Source organism: Pseudomonas sp. 2995-3, assembly GCF_002742565.1.
In the GTDB taxonomy this organism is placed as follows: domain Bacteria; phylum Pseudomonadota; class Gammaproteobacteria; order Pseudomonadales; family Pseudomonadaceae; genus Aquipseudomonas; species Aquipseudomonas edaphica.
This window is the reverse complement of the sequence record NZ_LJSB01000187.1, coordinates 18,020-36,765: the sequence shown is the minus strand read 5'-3', so window position 1 is coordinate 36,765 and position 18,746 is coordinate 18,020. Positions and strand designations below refer to the sequence as shown.

Annotated in this window: 14 protein-coding genes; 6 read left to right on the top strand and 8 right to left on the bottom strand. The window is 59.9% G+C overall.

What is annotated here, in order from left to right; genetic code table 11:
• Nucleotides 1-83: 83 nt before the first annotated feature.
• Nucleotides 84-893, top strand: a complete 810-nt coding sequence (locus AOA62_RS16645) for an AraC family transcriptional regulator (protein WP_017137672.1) — start codon at nucleotides 84-86, stop codon at nucleotides 891-893.
• A 172-nt stretch (nucleotides 894-1,065) separates the two neighbouring features.
• Here the strand turns inward: AOA62_RS16645 and AOA62_RS16640 are convergent, their stop codons facing one another.
• The 3 genes from AOA62_RS16640 to AOA62_RS16630 all read right to left on the bottom strand — a co-directional run bounded on the left by AOA62_RS16640 (nucleotide 1,066) and on the right by AOA62_RS16630 (nucleotide 3,456).
• Nucleotides 1,066-1,641, bottom strand: a complete 576-nt coding sequence (locus AOA62_RS16640) for a flavin reductase family protein (RefSeq protein WP_017137673.1) — start codon at nucleotides 1,639-1,641, stop codon at nucleotides 1,066-1,068.
• A gap of 60 nt (nucleotides 1,642-1,701) precedes the next feature.
• Complete coding sequence (locus AOA62_RS16635) at nucleotides 1,702-3,018, bottom strand: PAS domain-containing methyl-accepting chemotaxis protein (RefSeq protein ID WP_099549206.1); 1,317 nt, start codon at nucleotides 3,016-3,018, stop codon at nucleotides 1,702-1,704.
• 105 nt (nucleotides 3,019-3,123) lie between these two features.
• The gene (locus tag AOA62_RS16630) at nucleotides 3,124-3,456 is read right to left on the bottom strand and encodes a DUF2790 domain-containing protein (RefSeq protein WP_017137675.1); all 333 of its coding nucleotides are present in this window, start codon (nucleotides 3,454-3,456) and stop codon (nucleotides 3,124-3,126) included.
• 226 nt (nucleotides 3,457-3,682) lie between these two features.
• Here AOA62_RS16630 and AOA62_RS16625 point away from each other — a divergent pair, with 226 nt between their 5' ends.
• The 3 genes from AOA62_RS16625 to AOA62_RS16615 all read left to right on the top strand — a co-directional run bounded on the left by AOA62_RS16625 (nucleotide 3,683) and on the right by AOA62_RS16615 (nucleotide 7,410).
• Complete coding sequence (locus tag AOA62_RS16625; RefSeq protein ID WP_017137676.1) at nucleotides 3,683-5,002, top strand: OprD family porin; 1,320 nt, start codon at nucleotides 3,683-3,685, stop codon at nucleotides 5,000-5,002.
• 342 nt (nucleotides 5,003-5,344) lie between these two features.
• Nucleotides 5,345-6,019 (top strand): heavy metal response regulator transcription factor, encoded by a 675-nt coding sequence (locus AOA62_RS16620; protein WP_017137677.1) that lies wholly within the window; start codon nucleotides 5,345-5,347, stop codon nucleotides 6,017-6,019.
• Entirely contained in the window at nucleotides 6,016-7,410 is a 1,395-nt protein-coding gene (locus AOA62_RS16615; protein WP_099549205.1) for a heavy metal sensor histidine kinase, read from the top strand. Before AOA62_RS16620 ends, AOA62_RS16615 begins: the two co-directional genes overlap by 4 nt.
• A gap of 651 nt (nucleotides 7,411-8,061) precedes the next feature.
• Here AOA62_RS16615 and AOA62_RS16610 read toward each other — a convergent pair.
• The 4 genes from AOA62_RS16610 to AOA62_RS16595 form a co-directional block, all read right to left on the bottom strand.
• The gene (locus AOA62_RS16610; RefSeq protein ID WP_017134519.1) at nucleotides 8,062-11,196 is read right to left on the bottom strand and encodes a CusA/CzcA family heavy metal efflux RND transporter; all 3,135 of its coding nucleotides are present in this window, start codon (nucleotides 11,194-11,196) and stop codon (nucleotides 8,062-8,064) included.
• Between the two features lie 18 nt (nucleotides 11,197-11,214).
• The gene (locus AOA62_RS16605) at nucleotides 11,215-12,321 is read right to left on the bottom strand and encodes an efflux RND transporter periplasmic adaptor subunit (RefSeq protein ID WP_099549204.1); all 1,107 of its coding nucleotides are present in this window, start codon (nucleotides 12,319-12,321) and stop codon (nucleotides 11,215-11,217) included.
• A gap of 18 nt (nucleotides 12,322-12,339) precedes the next feature.
• Nucleotides 12,340-13,560: a TolC family protein gene (locus tag AOA62_RS16600; protein ID WP_099549203.1), complete on the bottom strand. Its 1,221-nt coding sequence runs from the start codon at nucleotides 13,558-13,560 to the stop codon at nucleotides 12,340-12,342.
• Nucleotides 13,561-13,671: 111 nt separating this feature from the next.
• Nucleotides 13,672-14,577 (bottom strand): cation diffusion facilitator family transporter, encoded by a 906-nt coding sequence (locus tag AOA62_RS16595; RefSeq protein WP_017134522.1) that lies wholly within the window; start codon nucleotides 14,575-14,577, stop codon nucleotides 13,672-13,674.
• 216 nt (nucleotides 14,578-14,793) lie between these two features.
• On the opposite strand from AOA62_RS16595, the gene AOA62_RS16590 reads away from it, so the two are divergent.
• A complete protein-coding gene (locus AOA62_RS16590) occupies nucleotides 14,794-16,164 on the top strand; it encodes a gluconate:H+ symporter (protein WP_099549202.1) in 1,371 nt (456 codons plus the stop codon).
• Nucleotides 16,165-16,314: 150 nt separating this feature from the next.
• Nucleotides 16,315-17,319 carry a DUF4917 family protein gene (locus AOA62_RS16585; RefSeq protein WP_017134524.1) on the top strand — a complete coding sequence of 335 codons (1,005 nt, stop codon included), beginning with the start codon at nucleotides 16,315-16,317 and terminating at the stop codon, nucleotides 17,317-17,319.
• Between the two features lie 93 nt (nucleotides 17,320-17,412).
• On the opposite strand, the gene AOA62_RS16580 is transcribed toward AOA62_RS16585, so the two are convergent.
• Nucleotides 17,413-18,702, bottom strand: a complete 1,290-nt coding sequence (locus tag AOA62_RS16580) for an MFS transporter (protein ID WP_099549201.1) — start codon at nucleotides 18,700-18,702, stop codon at nucleotides 17,413-17,415.
• Between the last annotated feature and the right edge of the window lie 44 nt (nucleotides 18,703-18,746).

Here is an 18,746-nt window from a genome sequence, read left to right as displayed (position 1 = left end):
CCTGCACAATCGTACAAGACCTCGGCAGACAACCGATGCAGACTCGGTTAACGTGTTTCCACCTCTACATGTGACAAGTCATCATGGGCCAACCCACTTCCACCCTCGACTGGCTGCACCGCGCCCCGCACGCCAGCGGCCTGGACCGTATCGAGGCGTACTTTGCAGGCTTTGCGTTTGACCCGCATCGCCACGACACCTACGCCATCGGCCGCACCTTGTTTGGCGTGCAAAGCTACCACTACCGTGGCTGCATGACCCATAGCCTGCCGGGCAGGACCATGGTGATTCACCCCGATGAATCCCATGACGGCCGCGCCAGCAGCGTGGAGGGGTTCAAGTACCGGATGATTTATGTGGAGCCGGCGCTGATCCAGCAGATTCTCGGTGGTCGGCCACTGCCGTTTATCCACAACGGTTTGTCGACTGACCCACGCCTTTTCCGCGCCAGCGAAGTGTTGCTGCAAAACCTCGACTGCCCGGTTGACCCGATGCAGGAACAGGACGCCCTGTTCGACCTGGCACACGCGCTGAACGCGGCATCCGGCGCGATCATCAGCCGCAAGTCGTTCGATTATGTGGCTGCCGAGCGCGCCCGCGAGTTTATCCACAGCGCCCTGGGCCGCAGCATCACCCTGGATGAAATGGCCGACCACTGCGGTCGCGATCGCTGGGCGCTGTCGCGAGATTTTCGTTTGTTGTTCGGCACCAGCCCCTACCGCTACCTGACCATGCGCCGGCTGGACTTGGTGCGCAGCTTGCTGGCCCAGGGCCAATCGCTGGTGGACGCGGCCCTGACCGCAGGTTTCACCGACCAGAGCCATATGACCCGGCAATTTCGCAGCACCTACGGCATGCCGCCGTCGCGATGGGTGAAGATGCTAGGGCGCTGATTGGCCCACCTGAAATGCGATTAAACCTGTGGGAGCTGGCTTGCCTGCGATGGCGGTGCATCAGTCAATATATTGGGTGCCTGACACACGCTATCGCAGGCAAGCCAGCTCCCACAATGCGGGGTCGCCGGCAAAAACACTCACCCGGCCTGCAGCACGCTGCAGCCGTGGCTTACAGCTGGCGCCCGACAACCGGCGCACCGATGCTGAGGAAATTTCCGCCGGCGATATGGTGCAAGGTGCGCAATTCGTCATGCCCTTCGAAGTGCCAATGCCCGTCGCTGAACACGCGCTCGTCGGCATAGGCGCCGATCACTTCGCCGAGAAACAGGTCGTAGGTCTGCTGGTTGTGCGGCTCGGGCAGCAAGCGGCACTCCAGCCAGGCCACGCAGCCTTCCAGCAGCGGCGCCTGGGTGTGCTCGCCACTGAAGGTGTGCAGGCCGTAGGCGGCGAACTTGTCGGTCTCGGAACCGCTGGTATTGCCGACCGTCTGCACCAGATCGGCCTGCGCCACACAGGGTACTTGCAACACAAACGTGCCGGCGCCTTCCAGCAGTTGCCGGGTCCAGGTGGACTTGTCCAACACCACGGCGACTTTGGGCGGTTCAAAATCCAGCGGCATCGCCCAGGCGGCGGCCATGATGTTGCGTTTGCCATCGTGGGCTGCGCTGACCAGCACAGTCGGGCCGTGGTTGAGCAAGCGGTAGGCCTTGGACAGCGGAACGGGGCGACGGTGGGTCGGGCTCATGGAGGGTCGGCTCTTCAAGCAAGAAAAAACCTACGATACCTCAAGCACACGCCCTACGGGTCAGCTCGACAGCTGATTGGCGAACTGGCCCACCGCGCTGACGACTTTTTGCGCGCCGTCCTGGATCTCCACGATCACCGTGCCCGCCTCGGCCGCCAGGGCCAGGCCTTGTTCGGCCTGCAGGCGGCCATCGTTCATCAAGGTCACTGCATCGCGGGCCATGTCCTGGTTCTGGCGGACTACGCCGACAATCTCTTCCGTGGCTTTGCTGGTACGCGAGGCCAACTGACGTACCTCATCGGCCACCACCGCAAAGCCACGGCCCTGTTCACCGGCACGTGCCGCTTCAATGGCTGCGTTGAGCGCCAGCAGGTTGGTCTGTTCGGCGATACCGCTGATGGTCTTGACGATAGTGCCGATCACTTGGGATTGGGCATTCAGCGCCTCGATGCCGTCACCGGCCTGTTGCATATGCTTGGCCAGATCACGCATCACATCCACCGCCTGGGTTACCACGGTGGTGCCGCGCTGGGCGCTGTTGTCGGTTTGCAGCGAGGTGCTGTAGGCGATATTGGCAGCCTCGGCCACGGCTTGTTCCTGATTGACCTGATCGGTAATCACCGTGGCGAACTTGACCACTTTGTACAGGCGGTCATTGGCGTCCAGCACCGGGTTGTACGTGGCTTCCAGCCAAACCGTGCGGCCATGGCTGTCGACCCGTTTGAAGCGTGCCGCAACAAATTCACCGGCGTTCAGGCGCTTCCAGAACTGTTGGTATTGGGCACTGTTGTACTCCTGCGGTTCGCAGAACATGCGGTGATGTTTGCCCTGGATCTGCGCCAGGCTGTAACCCATGCCGCCGAGAAAGCGATCGTTGGCCGTAAGTACATGCCCGTCGAGGTCGAATTCGATCACCGCCGTGGAACGCACCAGCGCGGTGATCAGGTTTTCATGCTCGCGCGACGCCTCGATGGTGCGGGTGAGGTCGCTTGAGTAAATCGAAAAATGCTTGATGCGCCCCTCCGAGTTGCGCACCGGCTGCACAATCGAGCGCAGCCACGCTTCCTTGCCGTTGCCACGCATCAGGCGTACGGTGCCGGCGAAGTGTTCGCCGCGCACCAGGGCATTTTTAAAGCGCAGCTGGAATTCGTCCTGGCGCACATGCGGCGGCACCAGCTCATCAATGAGACGCCCCATGATGTTGCTGGCCTGGTAAATCAGTTCTTGCAGGAAGTTGGCATTGGCCCACTCCACCCGGCCGTCGGCATCCAGCGTCAGGCACAGCATTTCACTTTCCAGGCTCTCCTTGACCTGCTGCAAGCTCGACAATTCTTCGCGAAGAGCAGACAGCTCTTGCTTCAGGCGGGTATTGAACATGAGGCACCGATGGCATTGGGTGAGGTGTATCTGACCTGCATCGGCGCTGCGGGCGTTTTCTGAAGCGTTTTTTTCGCCGCAGCCAGCTGTCTTTTTTTGGATCCATTAACCGCCGTTGTTTCGACACACACCCATCACTTGGTATTCCAGGGTATTGAGCTTGCCGGTGGAGTCTTCATAGGTCATGCGTGACGGCACCGCTTCGCAGGAGCGGATCGGCGGCGTTACGTTGACCACCCTCTCAATGTCCAGCTTCATGCCATAGCGGTAGGCCTGCACCTCGGGTGCGGGCTTGCCCTTCTTTTCGGCGTAAGCAGCCATGGCTTTTTCATTGCGCTCCATCATCAGGGCAAAGGTGCGGTCCCCGCCGCCTTCGGCCAACGCGCCAAAAGACAGGACCGCGACCAATACACCCAGGGCAACTTTATAAGCGTTCATCATTAGTTCCTCGTCAGAAAAGTTCAGTGACGAGATTAATCAACCAACCCTGACGCAATGTTCACCAAAACATTACTTATTTGTTAGGTGGCCGTGAGTTTCCAGAATTGTAATGTTCACGCCATGAGTTCGTTATCCACGGTTTGCAACTATCGGCCCGGGCCAGATCAATAAGAACGCCCGCCTCTATAAGAAGCTGAAAACTGCCACTACCCAGGAGCGAACCATGCGCATTACTAACCATATCCTTCCCTTTTCCTTGCTCGCCGCACTGCCCCTGGCGGCCGTGGCCTTAGAGGACAAGCCCGACGGTTTTATCGAAGGCAGCAGCGTGAACGTGCTGGCGCGCACGTTTTACTTCAACCGCGATGACCGCAAGGGCCAGTCCAGCCCTACCGGCAACGGTTACTCTGAAGCCCTGGCGCAGGGCTTGATCGGCAAATTCGAATCCGGGTTTACCCAAGGCACCGTTGGCTTCGGCCTGGATGCGTTCGTCATGTACGGCCTCAAGCTCGACTCGGGCACCGGTCGCAGCGGCGGCAAGGGGTCGTTCGGCGTGCTGCCGGTAGACAGCGACAACCACCCCGAAAGCAGCTACAGCAAATTCGGCGGTGCGGCGAAACTACGGGTGCTGGATACGGTGATAAAAGCTGGCGATGTGTTCCCCGCCACGCCGGTGGTGGCCGCTGGCGATTCGCGCCTGTTGCCGGAAAGCTTTCGCGGCGTCACCGCTCACAACACCAGCTTTGAGGGCCTGAGCCTGCAAGGCGGGCGCTTGAGCGGCATGAGCCAGCCGAGTGAAAGCGGCATGAACAAGGGCTTTGCGACCTTCTATGCAGGTAAGGTCGACTCGCCCTGGATCGGCTATTTCGGCGGCGACTACGCGGTGAACAAACACCTCAGTGTCAGTGCGTACAGCAGCCGCCTGAAGGACGCCTGGGACCAATACTACGTCGGCACCAACGCCAGTTACCCATTGAGTGAAAACGTGTCCTTGTTCGGTGACGTGAACTATTACAAGGCCGTGGACGAAGGCAAAAAACTGCTGGGCGAATTCAACAACAACATCTGGAGCGCCAGGCTCGGGGTCAAGGTCGGCGCCCACAGCCTGGCCCTCTCGCACCAGCGCAACAATGGCAATGACGACTTCGACTACCTGCGCCAGTCGGACTCGATCTTCCTCAATAACTCGATCCAGTACAGCGACTTCAACTCGCCCAAGGAGCGCTCATGGATGGCCCGCTACGACCTCGACATGCAGGCCTTCGGCATTCCCGGCCTCTCATTCATGACCCGCTACGCCAAAGGCACCGGCGCCGACTACAGCAATGCCAACGCGGTGTACATGCGCCGCGATGCAGCCGGTAACCCGCTGACCGATCAACGCCGATGGGAACGGGATATCGAGGCCAAGTACGTGGTGCAAAGTGGCAGCCTCAAGGATTTGTCCTTGCGTTTACGCCAGGCCACGGTGCGCTCCAGTGCGTTCGAGTCAGACCTGGAGGAAGTTCGCTTGATTGCCGAGTATCCACTGGTTGCACTGTGAGCCCTTACATTCGTTTGCCGTTAACTAACATCTGTTCACAAATAGCCAGGTATCAAAACTGTAATATTGAGCTCAGCTTCCCGTTAAGTTGAAGTTCCTATACTCGCATCAACTTATTTGCACCGAGCAACATTCGTCTCTAGAAGCTTTTTTGTAGCTCCTTTGGAAAGAGATGAATTTTTAACGCCCCTCGGGGCGTTTTTTTTTGCGGGCAGGTTTAGCAGCGACCAATGGTCACAGTTGACCCTGAAGCTACTTCACGGTTCAGACTTTTCCTACTCCAAAAACACCTGATTCCATAAGGAAATGGAGCCCTTATCCCTCAGTAAAAGGTAACCCCCCATGCGTATCCTTGTGGTTGAGGACGAGCAAAAAACCGCCGACTACCTGCAACAGGGCCTGAATGAAAGCGGCTATGTGGTGGACTGCGCGTCCAATGGCATCGACGGCCTGCACCTGGCCGGGCAGCACGCCTATGAGCTGGTCATCCTCGACGTCAACCTGCCGGGCAAGGATGGCTGGGAAGTGCTGGAGCAATTGCGCCGCAATGGCACACAACGGGTGATGATGCTGACTGCCCGTGGCCGCCTGGCCGACAAGATCAAGGGCCTGGACATGGGCGCCGATGATTACCTGGTCAAACCCTTCGAGTTTCCCGAGCTGCTGGCGCGGGTGCGTACCCTGTTGCGGCGCAGTGAGCATATCCCCCAGCCGGACGTGTTCCGCGTTTTGGACCTGGAACTGGACCCGCGTCGCCATCGCGCCTATCGCGGCACCCGGCGTATCGACCTGACCACCAAGGAGTTTGCGCTGCTGCAGGTGCTGATGCGCCAGACCGGCGAAGTACTGACCCGCACGCAGATTATTTCGCTGGTGTGGGACATGAATTTCGACTGCGACACCAATGTGGTGGAAGTCTCCATCAGCCGCCTGCGGGCCAAGGTCGATGACCAGAGCGAAGTGAAACTGATCCACACCATTCGCGGCGTGGGTTATGTGCTGGAGGCACGTGGATGAGAACCGGGAGTTTGTCGATGCGCCTCGGCTTGACGGTCAGCCTGATGGGCGCAGGCCTGGTGTTGTTGCTGGCGACCCTGGCGTACGTGGCCCTGACCCACGAGTTGGAAAAGCTGGCGCGCAAGAACCTGGAAAGCAAGATGGAGCAGATCCAGCACAGCCTGGCCCAAGGCCTGGATGCCAACCGCATCCGCGCCCGCCCGCACTCATTGATGGACCTGGTGATCGGCCACGACAACTTCTACCTGACCATCGTCGGCACCGCACCGGATGAAAGCGTCTTGCTGAGCATCGGCGCCAAGCCCCAAGAGCCTTTGTTGACGGACTTCACCCCCAGGGAAACCCTCGGCTATCTCAATTGGGCCGACAGCAATGGCAACCAGGTGCTCAGCGCCTCCAGCCTGATGCGCCTGGCCAATGGCGAACGGGTGCGCGTGCTGCTATCGCTGGACCGCATGGACGACCAGGCGTTGCTCAGTGCCTACCTGCGCGCCACGTTGATTGCCTTGCCGATGCTGCTGATCCTGATCGGCATGGGCGCCTGGTGGCTGGTGCAACGCGGGCTCGCGCCACTGAAGCAGTTCAGTCATGTGGCGGCCAAGGTCACCACCCAGGACCTGACCCACCGTTTATCCATCGACAACCTGCCCCAGGAACTGGGCGAACTGGCCCATGGCTTCAACGTGATGCTCGACCGCCTGGACGCGGGCGTGCAACAGCTGTCGCAGTTCTCCGATGACCTTGCCCACGAAATGCGCGCGCCACTGACCAACCTGATGGGCAAGGCCCAGGTGACGCTGTCCCGCCAGCGGCCACCGGAGGAATACAAAGCAGTGCTGGAGTCCAACACCGAAGAGCTCGAACGCCTGGCGCGCATCGTCTCCGACATGCTGTTTCTGGCCCAGGTCAGCCATCCGGCCGCGCGAGGCTCATTTACCCAAGTGTCGCTGGCAGAAGAGGCCCATCGAGTGATGGATTTATTCGCCTTGAGTGCCGAAGACAAACAACTGACCCTGACCCTCAGCGGCGATGCCCAGGTACAGGGCGATCGCCTGATGATTCAACGTGCCCTGTCCAACCTGCTGTCCAATGCCATCCGCCACAGCCCGGCGCAGTCGCATATTTCAATGCTGGTGGAGGCCTATGGCAATCAGGTTGCGCTGTCGGTCAGCAACCCCGGCCCGGGGATTGAGGCGCAGCACCTGCCGCACCTGTTCGAACGTTTCTACCGCGTGGACAGCAGCCGCGCCCGTACCGAAGGCGGCACCGGGCTGGGCCTGGCCATCGTGCAATCAATCATGGCCCTGCACCAGGGGCAGGTTGATGTGCGCAGCCTGCCCGGTGGCTTTACCTTGTTTCGCCTGGTGTTTCCTCGGGTATTGCCTGAATAGGGAATGCGGACTTCAAACCAAAGCCGATCCCCTGTGGGAGCTGTCGAGCTTTAGCAAGGCTGCGAACGCGGTGGGTCAGGCACCCTATATATCGCCTGTGCCGCCGCCTTCGCAGCCTCGCTGGGGCTCGACAGCTCCCACAGTTGAGCTTTGTTGCTGGTGGAATCTGCGTTCGACGCGATGGCCCTGCTGACCAAGACCCAAGCAACAAAGCCGATCCACTGTGGGAGCTGTCGAGCTTTAGCGAGGCTGCGAAAGCGGTGGGTCAGGCAACTTATATGTCGCCTATGCCGCCGTCTTCGCAGCCTCGCTGGGGCTCGACAGCTCCCACAGTTGAGCTTTGTTGCTGGTGGAATCTGCGTTCGACGCGATGGCCCTGCTGACCAAGACCCAAGCAACAAAGCCGATCCCCTGTGGGAGCTGTCGAGCTTTAGCGAGGCTGCGAAAGCGGTGGGTCAGGCACCTTATATCTCGCCTGTACCGCCGCCTTCGCAGCCTCGCTGGGGCTCGACAGCTCCCACAGTTGAGCTTTGTTGCTGGTGGAGTCTGCGTTCGACACGATGGCCCTGCAAACCGAAACCGCAGCAACAAAGCCGATCCACTGTGGGAGCGTTGGTGATTTCAGTATCAAGCCCGCTCAGCTCATACGCATCATTCCTCCTTGCGATGCGCCCACTGGTACAGCGCCGGCAGCACCAGCAAGGTCAGCAACGTAGAGGAAATAATTCCGCCGATCACCACCGTCGCCAGCGGCCGCTGCACTTCGGCGCCGGTGCCGGTGGCGAGTGCCATGGGGATAAATCCAAGTGACGCTACCAGCGCCGTCATCAACACGGGGCGCAAGCGCGTCAGCGCGCCTTCGTTGACCGCCAGCGCTAACGAGCGGCCTTCTTCACGCAGGTTGCGGATAAAGGCAATCATCACCAGGCCGTTCAGCACCGCCACACCGGACAACGCGATAAAGCCCACGCCTGCCGAGATCGATAGCGGAATATCGCGCAGCCACAACGCCATGATGCCACCGGTCAAGGCGAACGGAATCCCGGTAAACACCAGTAAGCCGTCCTTGAGGTTGTTGAACATCATAAACAGCAACCCGAACACCAGCAGCAACGCCACCGGCACCACGATGCGCAAACGCTCGGAGGCTTCCTTCAACTGTTCGAACTGGCCGCCCCAGGTGGTCCAGTAACCGGCGGGCACCTTCACCTGGGTGCTGATGGCCGTCTCGGCCTCTTCGACAAACGAGCCGATATCACGCCCGCGCACGTTGGCGCTGACAATTACCAGACGCTTGCCATTCTCGCGGCTGATCTGGTTCGGGCCGAGCACCAGGTCCAGGCTGGCGACCTGAGACAACGCAATAAATCCCAACTGCCCCGCCGCACTCCCGGCCAACGCCGGCACCGGAATCAACAGCCGCGACAAGCCTTCGATATCGGTGCGCAACGCGTCGGATAACCGCACCACCATGTCAAAACGCCGGTCGCCTTCGTACAACGTACCGGCCTGGCGTCCACCCACGGCCACGGCAATGGTGTCCTGCACATCACCCACGTTCAGGCCAAAACGTGCGGCCTTGTCACGGTCGATATTGATCGTCAGCACCGGCAGGCCGGAGGTCTGCTCCACCTTCACCTCCGAGGCACCATCAAGCTTTTGCAAGGTCTCGGCGATTTCCCCGGCGGTCTTGTTGAGCACCGCCATGTCATCGCCAAATACTTTCACCGCCACATCGCTGCGCACCCCGGAAATCAGCTCGTTGAACCGCAGCTGAATCGGTTGCGACAGTTCATACGCACTGCCCGGCACAATCGCACTGGCGCGCTGGATATCGGCAATCAGCGCCTCGCGGGACTTCTTCGGGTCTGGCCATTGGTCCTTCGGTTTAAGCATCACGTAGCTGTCGGAAATGTTCGGCGGCATCGGGTCGGAAGCGATTTCCGCCGTGCCCGTGCGCGCAAACACGCGCTCGATTTCCGGCACTTGGGCGATCAGTATTTTTTCCAGCTGCTGCTGCATCTGCACCGATTGCGACAGGCTGGTGCCGGGTACGCGCAAAGCCTGTTGGGCGAAGTCGCCTTCACTGAGGCTGGGGATAAACTCGCTGCCCATGCGACTCGCTACCGCGCCCGAGGCGACGATGGTCAACACCGCCAAACCGAACACCAATGAACGGCGCGTCATGACCCAATCCAGCACCGGCGCATAGACCCGACGCGCAGTGCGCATCACCAGGTTTTCTTCTTCCTTGACCTTGCCGGTCACGAACAGCGCAATCGCGGCGGGCACGAACGTCACCGACAGAATCATCGCGCCCAGCAGCGCAATCACCACGGTAAACGCCATGGGATGGAACATCTTCCCGGCCACGCCAGTGAGGGCGAAAATCGGCAGGTAAACCACCATGATGATCAACTGCCCGAAGATCAGCGCACGCCGTGCTTCCTTGGCCGCCGCGAACACTTCATGCAGGCGCTCGCTGCGCGTCAATAACCGCCCATGTCGCTGCTGCGCATGGGCCAGACGGCGGATCGCGTTTTCGACGATCACCACCGCGCCGTCGACGATAATACCGAAGTCCAGCGCGCCGAGGCTCATCAGGTTGGCGCTGACTTTGTTGGTGAACATGCCGGTAAAGGTGAACAACATTGCCAGCGGAATCACCATCGCCGTGATCAGCGCCGCGCGGATATTGCCCAGGAACAGAAACAACACCGCGACCACCAACAGCGCGCCTTCGAAGAGGTTTTTCTTCACCGTGGCGATGGCTTTTTCCACCAGGTTGGTGCGGTCGTAGACCGTCACGGCGACCACACCGGCGGGCAGCGAACGGTTGATTTCCTCGAGTTTCTTCGCCACCGCCTGGGACACGGTGCGGCTGTTTTCGCCGATCAACATGAACACCGTGCCCAGCACCACTTCACGGCCGTTTTCGGTGGCCGCGCCGGTGCGCAGCTCGCGGCCGATTTCGACTTGCGCCACATTGCGCACGCGGATCGGCGTGCCGTCCGAGGTCGTGATCACAATGTTGGCAATATCATCAATCGACGCCACTTGCCCCGGCGCACGGATCAGCAATTGCTCGCCACTGCGCTCGATGTAACCGGCGCCGACGTTGGCATTGTTGCGCTCCAGCGCCGTGACCAGATCACCCAAGGTCAGGTTGTAGGCCGCCAGGCGCTTGGGATCCGGGGCTATCTGGTATTCCTTGGCGAAACCACCGATGGTGTTGATCTCGGCCACGCCCGGCACATTGCGCAGTTGCGGCTTGATGATCCAGTCCTGGATCACGCGCAGGTCGGTCGGCGTATAGGGCGTGCCGTCGTCCTTGCGCGCGCCGTCTTCGGCCTCGACGGTCCACAGGAAAATTTCGCCAAGGCCGGTGGAGATCGGCCCCATCGCGGTTTCGATGCCCAACGGCAGTTGCCCGCGTGCCACTTGCAGGCGCTCATTGACCAATTGCCGGGCGAAAAACAGGTCGGTGCCGTCTTTGAAAATCACCGTCACCTGGGACAACCCCGAACGCGACAGCGAACGCGTCTGCTGCAAACCCGGCAGCCCGGCCATGGCGGTTTCAATCGGAAAGGTAATGCGCTGCTCGGTTTCCAGCGGCGAAAAACCGGCCGCCGCCGAGTTGATCTGTACCTGCACGTTGGTAATGTCAGGCACCGCGTCGATGGGCAACTTCTGATAGCTGGCGATGCCGACACCGGCCATCAACAGCACCGCCAGCAGCACAATGATGCGCTGCTCGATGGCGAATTGGATAAGGCGCTCAAACATGGGGAATCACTCGCAGGATCAATGGGCGTGCTCGGCCGAGCCTTTACCCAGTTCGGACTTGAGGATGAAGCTGCCGACAGTGGCCACCTGCGCCCCGGCCTCAAGGCCCTGGCGCACTTCGACGTAGCCGTTTTCGCTCACACCGAGTTCGAGGTGACGGGTGATAAAGCCTTGCGCAGTGCGCACAAACACTGAGGGTTTGTCCTCGACGGTCTGGATCGCGGTTTCTGGCACGGTGACCTTGGCCTGGTAGGTATCGGTGGCCAATTGCACCGTCACAAACAGGCCCGGGCGCCAGGCGTCATCGGGGTTGGGCACGGTCACGCGCACGGTGGCGGTACGCGTCTGCTCGCCAAGCAGGTTGCCCACATAGGCCACGGTGCCCTGCACCTGCGTGCCCATTTCCGTGGAGGTGACCTTCACCGGTTTGCCGACCCGGACCTTGTTCAAATCCTTGGGAAACACACCGAAGGTGATCCACACCTGGGACAGGTCCGAGAGCGTGAAGGCGTTGCTGGTCTCGCCGACCACCTCGCCGACGCCGAGGTGTTTTTCCACCACTACGCCGGCGAACGGCGCACGCAGTTCATAACGATTGCCACCGACCAGGACCGCGCTGCCGCTGAGGGCAGTCATCTTCTGGCGCGCATTGTTCAGGGCGATTTCGGCCTCTTGCAAGGTCTGACGCGCCAGCAGGTAATCCTGTTCGGCGGAGATTTCGTCCTTCCACAATTGGCGCTCGCGTTGGAACGTAGTTCGCGCCAATTCGACCCGGCGCTCGCTGGCCGCCAGCTCGCTGCGCTGGTCGGAAATCTGCTGGCTGGAGATGACCGCCAACAGCTCGCCTTTCTTCACCGACTGGCCAAGGTTGACCTTCACCGCCTCCACCACACCGGCCGCACGCGGGACGATGTGCGAGGTACGGTCCTCGTCGAAACGCACTTCCCCCGGCAGCGTCAGCACTGTACTGATCGAGCGCGGTTGCGCCTGGGCGAGTTGGATACCGGCGGCCTGGATCTGCTGTTCAGTGAGTTCAAGCGCGCCTTCTTCTTCATCGGCGGCGGCAAAACCAGAAAGCATCAGGCCCAGGGCGACAGCGAGCGCCACGCCATGTGTATGTTTCATAAAGGACTCCAGAAGAAATCAAAACCGGGCGAGGTCGCCGTAAATTCGTTCGATGCGCACCCAGGCATCGGTGGCCTGGGCGGTCGCCGTGAGGTATTGGGTGCGTGCGGCGATCAAGGTGCGCTGGGCGTCGAGCACGTCGAGGAAGTTGAACTTGCCCATCTCGAAGCCACGGGTGGCGCTGTCCACCGCGCTTTGGGCGGCGGGCAGGATCTGTTGGTTGAAGGCGCGCACTTCGGTATCGGCGGTTTGCCACAGGTCCAGGGCCTGGCGGGTCTCGGTGCGCAGGCGCAGTTCGACAGCGTTACGCAGGTCGCGGGCCTGGTCGGCGCGGCGGCTGGCGGCAAGCACATTGCCCTGGTTACGGTTGAACAACGGGATCGGCATGGACACACCCACCACGTTCACACGTTCACGCACGCTGGCGTCGTACTGGCTGCCAATCGACACATCGAGGTCTGGAATCCGCTGGGCTTTTTCCAGCCCTACGCTGGCTTCGCTTTGCTGGATGTGCAGTTCGGCCAGGCGCAACTCAGTGGTTTGCTCCAGGCGCGCCAGCAAGGGTGCGGAGGGCGGCAACGGTGGTGCGGATTGGCTTTGCGTGGCGACCGCCTGGAAGTCAGGGTTGGCGCTGCCGGTGCTGGCGGCGAGGCGGCGGTAGGCATCCGTGAGGCCGATCTGTGCGCGGTTGAGTTCCAGGCGGATCTCCGACAACTGCACCTGGGCGCGAGTGGCTTCTACCGGCGACGATTTGCCGGCTTTGACGCGGCCATTGGCGACCACCAGGCCGCGCTCGGCCAAGGCCATTGAGCGTTGCGCCAGGTCGAGGCGCTCCTGGGCACGCAGGGCGCCGTAGTAGCTGTCGATCACATCGGCGCGCAGGCCATTGCGCCGCTGCTCAAGGGTCAACGCGGCGGCATCCTGAGCGCGTGTTGCCACATCAATGCGCGCACCGCGTTTGCCGCCCAGCTCCAAGGTCTGGCTGAGTTTGATGGTGGTGGTGCGCGAGTTGCGGCGGGTGTCTTCGGCATCCCAGGAAGCCACTGGGTTGGGGATCAAGCCCGCCTGCTGGCGGCCGCCTTGGGCAATGTCGATTTCCCATTGCGCGGCGGCCAGGTCGGGGTTGTTGGCGAAGGCGGTTTGCAGGGCTGAATCAAGAGTCAGGGTTTGCGCCTGGGCAGCGTTCGCCGCTACCCACAACGCTGCGCCCCCCAAAAATGTTCTAAACGAAAGTGCCATAACGAGAGTTCCACGCCCATGAATTCGCTGAGGTTTACCAGCGGGGGCAATGTAGCTTTCGCGACTTATCAGAGCGGTGGAGCAAAGATTACAAATCCGAAAGGCACAGCCTCAAGCGTGCACCTCGTCGGGGTCGTCGTGATGAAAACCTTCGCCTTCGACCTGCAAGGTGACGTGGGAAATATCGAACTGTTCGTGCAGCAATTCCGTCACCCTTGTGAGGATTTGTTGCTCAGTGCCTTGGGACGGATCCGCGACCAAATGCGTGCTGAGCACATTCTTGCCGCTGGTCAGCGCCCAGATATGCAGGTCGTGTACGTCCTTGACTCCAGGCACGCTGCGAATGGCCTGCTCAACCTGATCGATATCCATGCCGTCCGGCACGCCTTGCAGCAGTACGTTCATGCTTTCCTTGAGCAGCGTCCAGGTGCGTGGCAACACCCAGAAACCAATCGCCGCCGCCACCACGGAGTCGACCCAGCCCCAGCCGGTAAACATGATGACCACCGCCGCGATGATCACGCCGATAGAACCGAGCATGTCGCTCCAGACTTCCAGGTAAGCGCCCTTCACATTCAGGCTTTCACCGCTGGCAGCACTGAGCAGGCGCATGGAGATCAGGTTGACGATCAGCCCCAGCACCGCAATCACCAGCATGCCGGTGGACTGGATTTCGGCTGGCGCCTGCAGTCGTTGATAAGCCTCGTAAAGGATGTAAAACGCCACGGCGAACAGCAGCAGCGCATTAAAGGCCGCCGCCAGGATTTCGAAACGCGCATAACCAAAAGTGCGCTTGCGGTCGGCCGCACGCTTGGCGACCTGAATGGCCACCAGGGAAATCGCCAGGGCCAGGGCGTCGGTCATCATGTGCGCGGCGTCGGACAACAACGCCAGGCTGCCGGTGACAAAAGCGCCAATAACCTCGGCAATCATGAAGCTGCCGGTCAGCCCCAGGGCCATCCATAACTTGCGTTCGTGGCCGGCGCGTACTTGGGCGTGGCTGTGTCCTGCGCTCATGGCATGTCCTCGTGGTGTGTAGTCCGTTGATCATAGAGCTATAGGCCAAATTCCCGCGCATACCTTGCAAACTTGTCACTCGCCCGTCAGCTCATCGTTAGATTGAGCGCACCAAAATCGCCCATGCATGCGCTGCGGCATTTCTATCAGGTATGCTTTTCGAGCAGGAAACAAAAAGAAACAAATTAGCCAACCTGTTCGATAAGGAGTCCCGTTTTGGAGTTATCGACTGCCGCGTGGATGGTTCACGACCCCCGCCTCATGTTTTGTGTTCTGCTGGCCATCGCCAGCATCATTGTGTTGATCAGCGCCACCAAACTGCCGCCGTTCCTGTCGATCCTGATCGGTACGTTCATCGCCGGTGTGGGCGCCGGGCTGCCGCCGGAAGAAGTCGCCAAAGCCTTCAGCAAAGGCGCCGGGGCGATCCTCGGTGAAGCCGGGATCATCATCGCCCTGGGCTCGATGCTCGGCGCGCTGATGGCCGAATCCGGCGCGGCCGACCGCATCGCCACCACCTTGCTTGGGTTGGGCAAAGGCAAGTCACTGCCGTGGGTGATGGCGCTGGTGGCCATGGTGATTGGGTTGCCGCTGTTCTTCGAAGTCGGCCTGGTGATGATGGTGCCGATCATCTTCGTGATGGCCAAGCGTTCGAACCAGCCACTGCTGAAAATCGCCATCCCGGCGCTGGCGGGCATGACCACCCTGCACGCCCTGATGCCACCGCATCCGGGGCCGTTGATTGCGGTGGGCGCGTTGCACGCCGACCTGGGCCTGACCATGCTGCTGGGCTTCTGCCTGGCGGTGCCGGCAGTGATTCTCGCTGGCCCGCTCTATGGCAACTGGCTGTCCAAGCGCCTGCACGTGGATGAGCCGGCCGACATCGGCGCGCTGTTCAGCGCACCGCCCAAGGCGCCGCGCCAGCCGAGCTTCGGTGTGTCGCTGCTGATCATTTTGTTACCGGTGATTTTAATGCTCGGCAGCACCTTGGCCAAAGTCGCGTTGCCACCCGAAAGCACCGTCGGCCTGACCTTGAAGTTCCTCGGTGAACCGCTGATTGCCCTCGGCCTGGCCGTGATCGCTGCCGTCATCTGCCTGGGCTGGGCCGCCGGCATGCCGCGTGCCGAAGTCGGCAACACCCTGCGCAAAGCCCTCGCGCCCATCGCCGTGTTACTACTGACCATCGGCGCCGGCGGCGGCCTCAAGCAAACCCTGCTGGACGCCGGCGTCAGCCAGACCATCAGCAAGGTCGCCGAAGGCGCGCACATGCCGTATCTGCTGCTGGCCTGGCTGATCGCCGTGGCCCTGCGCCAGGCTACCGGCTCGGCGACAGTTGCTACCACCACTACGGCGGGCATCCTCGCGCCGATGATGGCCGGGCTGGCCGCGACCCAGAGTTCCTTGGTTGCACTGGCGATTGGCGCGGGCTCGGTGTTCTTTTGCCACGTCAACGACGCTGGGTTCTGGATGGTGCGTGAGTATTTTGGTTTGCAGCTGAAGCAGACGATTTGGGTGTGGTCGGTGTTGCAGACGATTGTTTCGGTGGTCGGGCTGGTCGGTACGCTGCTGCTCTGGCACTTTCTTACGTAATCCCCTACTGAAATCGTTCTCGATATTGTGCATACGAGAACGATTTCATTGCGTTTCAAACAATTACCAACCTTGCTTTGAATGGCCAGCAGTGGCATAAAGTCATCACTCAATATACCGTTTTGAATATTACTCACAAGGAGCGTGACGGTGATTACCTATAACGACGCGATAATATCGATTCCGCAGGGCCAAAAACCCTCGATTCTACTGGCTAATGGGTTCTCCCAAGCGTGGGATCACACCATTTTCAACTACAAGTACCTGCTTCAAGCTGCTGACTTTGGAGACCGCTCAACTCCCATTAAGGAACTCTTCAAAAGACTCAACACCTACGACTTTGAAAAGGTCATGAAGAGGCTAGTTTCCACACAGCTCGTCCTTGAAATTTACGACGCAGACCCACAACTTATTGCAAAAGTAAAACAAGACCAAGAAGTATTAAAATCCGCACTTATCAGTGCAATCTCCAACACTCACCCGCCGCTACCCAATAACGTTACCGACGAACAGTATATAAGCGCACGAACTTTCCTTTCTCAGTTCACTCAGATATTCACCTTAAACTATGATTTACTGCTTTACTGGGCAAGAAACAAAAACAACTTACCTCCGGAGTACTATTCAACCAATGATGGGTTCGGTGGATATCCATTGCAATGGCGAGGAAACGGGAGCGGTCAACAGGTCCACTTTCTGCATGGCGGACTACACCTCTATGACACAGTGTCCGGGGTAAAAAAACACAAATGTACTGAGGACGGCGTGCCGATAATCGATCAAGTCAGAAACAACTTGGAGAATGGAAAATTCCCTCTATTCGTAGCTGAGCCCACCTATGAGAAAAAACGTGCTCGGATAGAGCACAACCCATACCTAAACTATTGCTTTCGCAAACTTAGAAGTTTGCGGGACACGCTTTTTATATATGGCCACTCTATAGCAGATAATGACAGCCACATTTTCGAAGAAATAAAACATAGTCAAGTGGAAAAGGTGTTTATCAGCATCTACGGGGACGCCGAAAGCAAGGAAAACCAAATGACGATGATGAGAGCAAAAAACCAGCTATTTGGATTCGACATCGAATTTTTCCAGGCAGAGACAACCCCTATATGGGCAGCAGTAGAAGCTGAAAGCCCTCACATCCCGTAACTTAAAACCACGTTTAATATAATATTCGTCGGTTACCTCTTTCAGTCACACCTGACTAGAAGAGACTTTCTCGATATCCACTCATCAAATTAGTTAATTGCCCAAGGTGTGGCGCTTGCCAAACAGCGCCACACTCGCCACGCCCACCGCGCCCATCACCACGCAATACCCCACGCAAATCCACGGGCTGGTCGGCATCAACGCGATCAGCAACAGTGGCGTTGTACTCGCCCACAACGCATAGGCAATGTTGTAGGTAAACGAAATCCCCGACACCCGCACCTGCGCGGGGAACAGGCCGACCATCACCGACGGCACCGCGCCCACCACGCCGCAACTCAAGCCCGCCACGGCATACGCCGCGCCCAGCCACACGCCGCCACTGATCAGGCTGGCATACAGCACCGCAATGCCCACCGGCAGCAACAGGCTGTAGACCAGCACTGCGCGCCAGGCGCCGATGCGGTCGACCAGCAAACCGGCAAGCACGCAGCCGATATTCAGGAAGACGATGCCCAGCGCACTTAGGGCGAAGGTATGGCTGGGGCTCATGCCAAAGGTTTTTTGCATCATGGTGGGCGTGATGACCACCAACACCACGACTGCCGAGGTCAGGACACAGGTGAGAATCATCGCCGGCAGCAACACCGCGCGATGGTCGCGCAACACCGTGCGCAACGGCATTTCAGCGGCGGCCTGGCGGCGAGCCTGCATTTCGAGGAACACCGGGGTTTCGCTGAGCCAGCGGCGCAGCCACACGCCGATCACACCGAACACGCCGCCGAGCAGGAACGGGAAGCGCCAGGCGTAGTCGAGGATTTCGGCGGGGGTGAAGATTTGCGCCAGCAAGGTGGCCGTGAGTGCGCCGAGCAGGTAGCCGAAGGTCAGCCCCGCTTGCAGGAAGCCCAGCGCGTAGCCTCGGTGGTGGCGCGGTGCGTGTTCGGCGACGAAGGTCCAGGCACTCGGCACTTCGCCGCCCACTGCGGCGCCTTGCAGCACGCGCAGGGCCAACAGAATCAGCGGGGCGAAATAACCGATTTGCGCGTAGGTGGGCATGATCCCGATCAGCAGGCACGGCAAGGCCATCATCAGGATGCTCAGGCTGAACACGCGTTTGCGCCCCAGGTGATCGGCGAAGTGCGCCATCAGAATGCCGCCCAGCGGGCGCGCCAGGTAACCGGTGACGAAGATGCCGAAGCTTTGCAGCAGGCGCAGCCATTCGGGCATTTCCGGCGGGAAGAACAATTGGCTGAGGGTCAGCGCAAAGAACACGAAGATAATGAAGTCGTAGATTTCCAGGGCGCCGCCGAGGGCGGCCAGGCCCAGGGTTTTGTAGTCGGAGCGGGAAAAACGCTGCGCCTGTGGGGAAAAGGTGGCAGTCATGTAAAGGCTCGGCAGACAAACAAAATGGCGTGCAGGTTATGAGC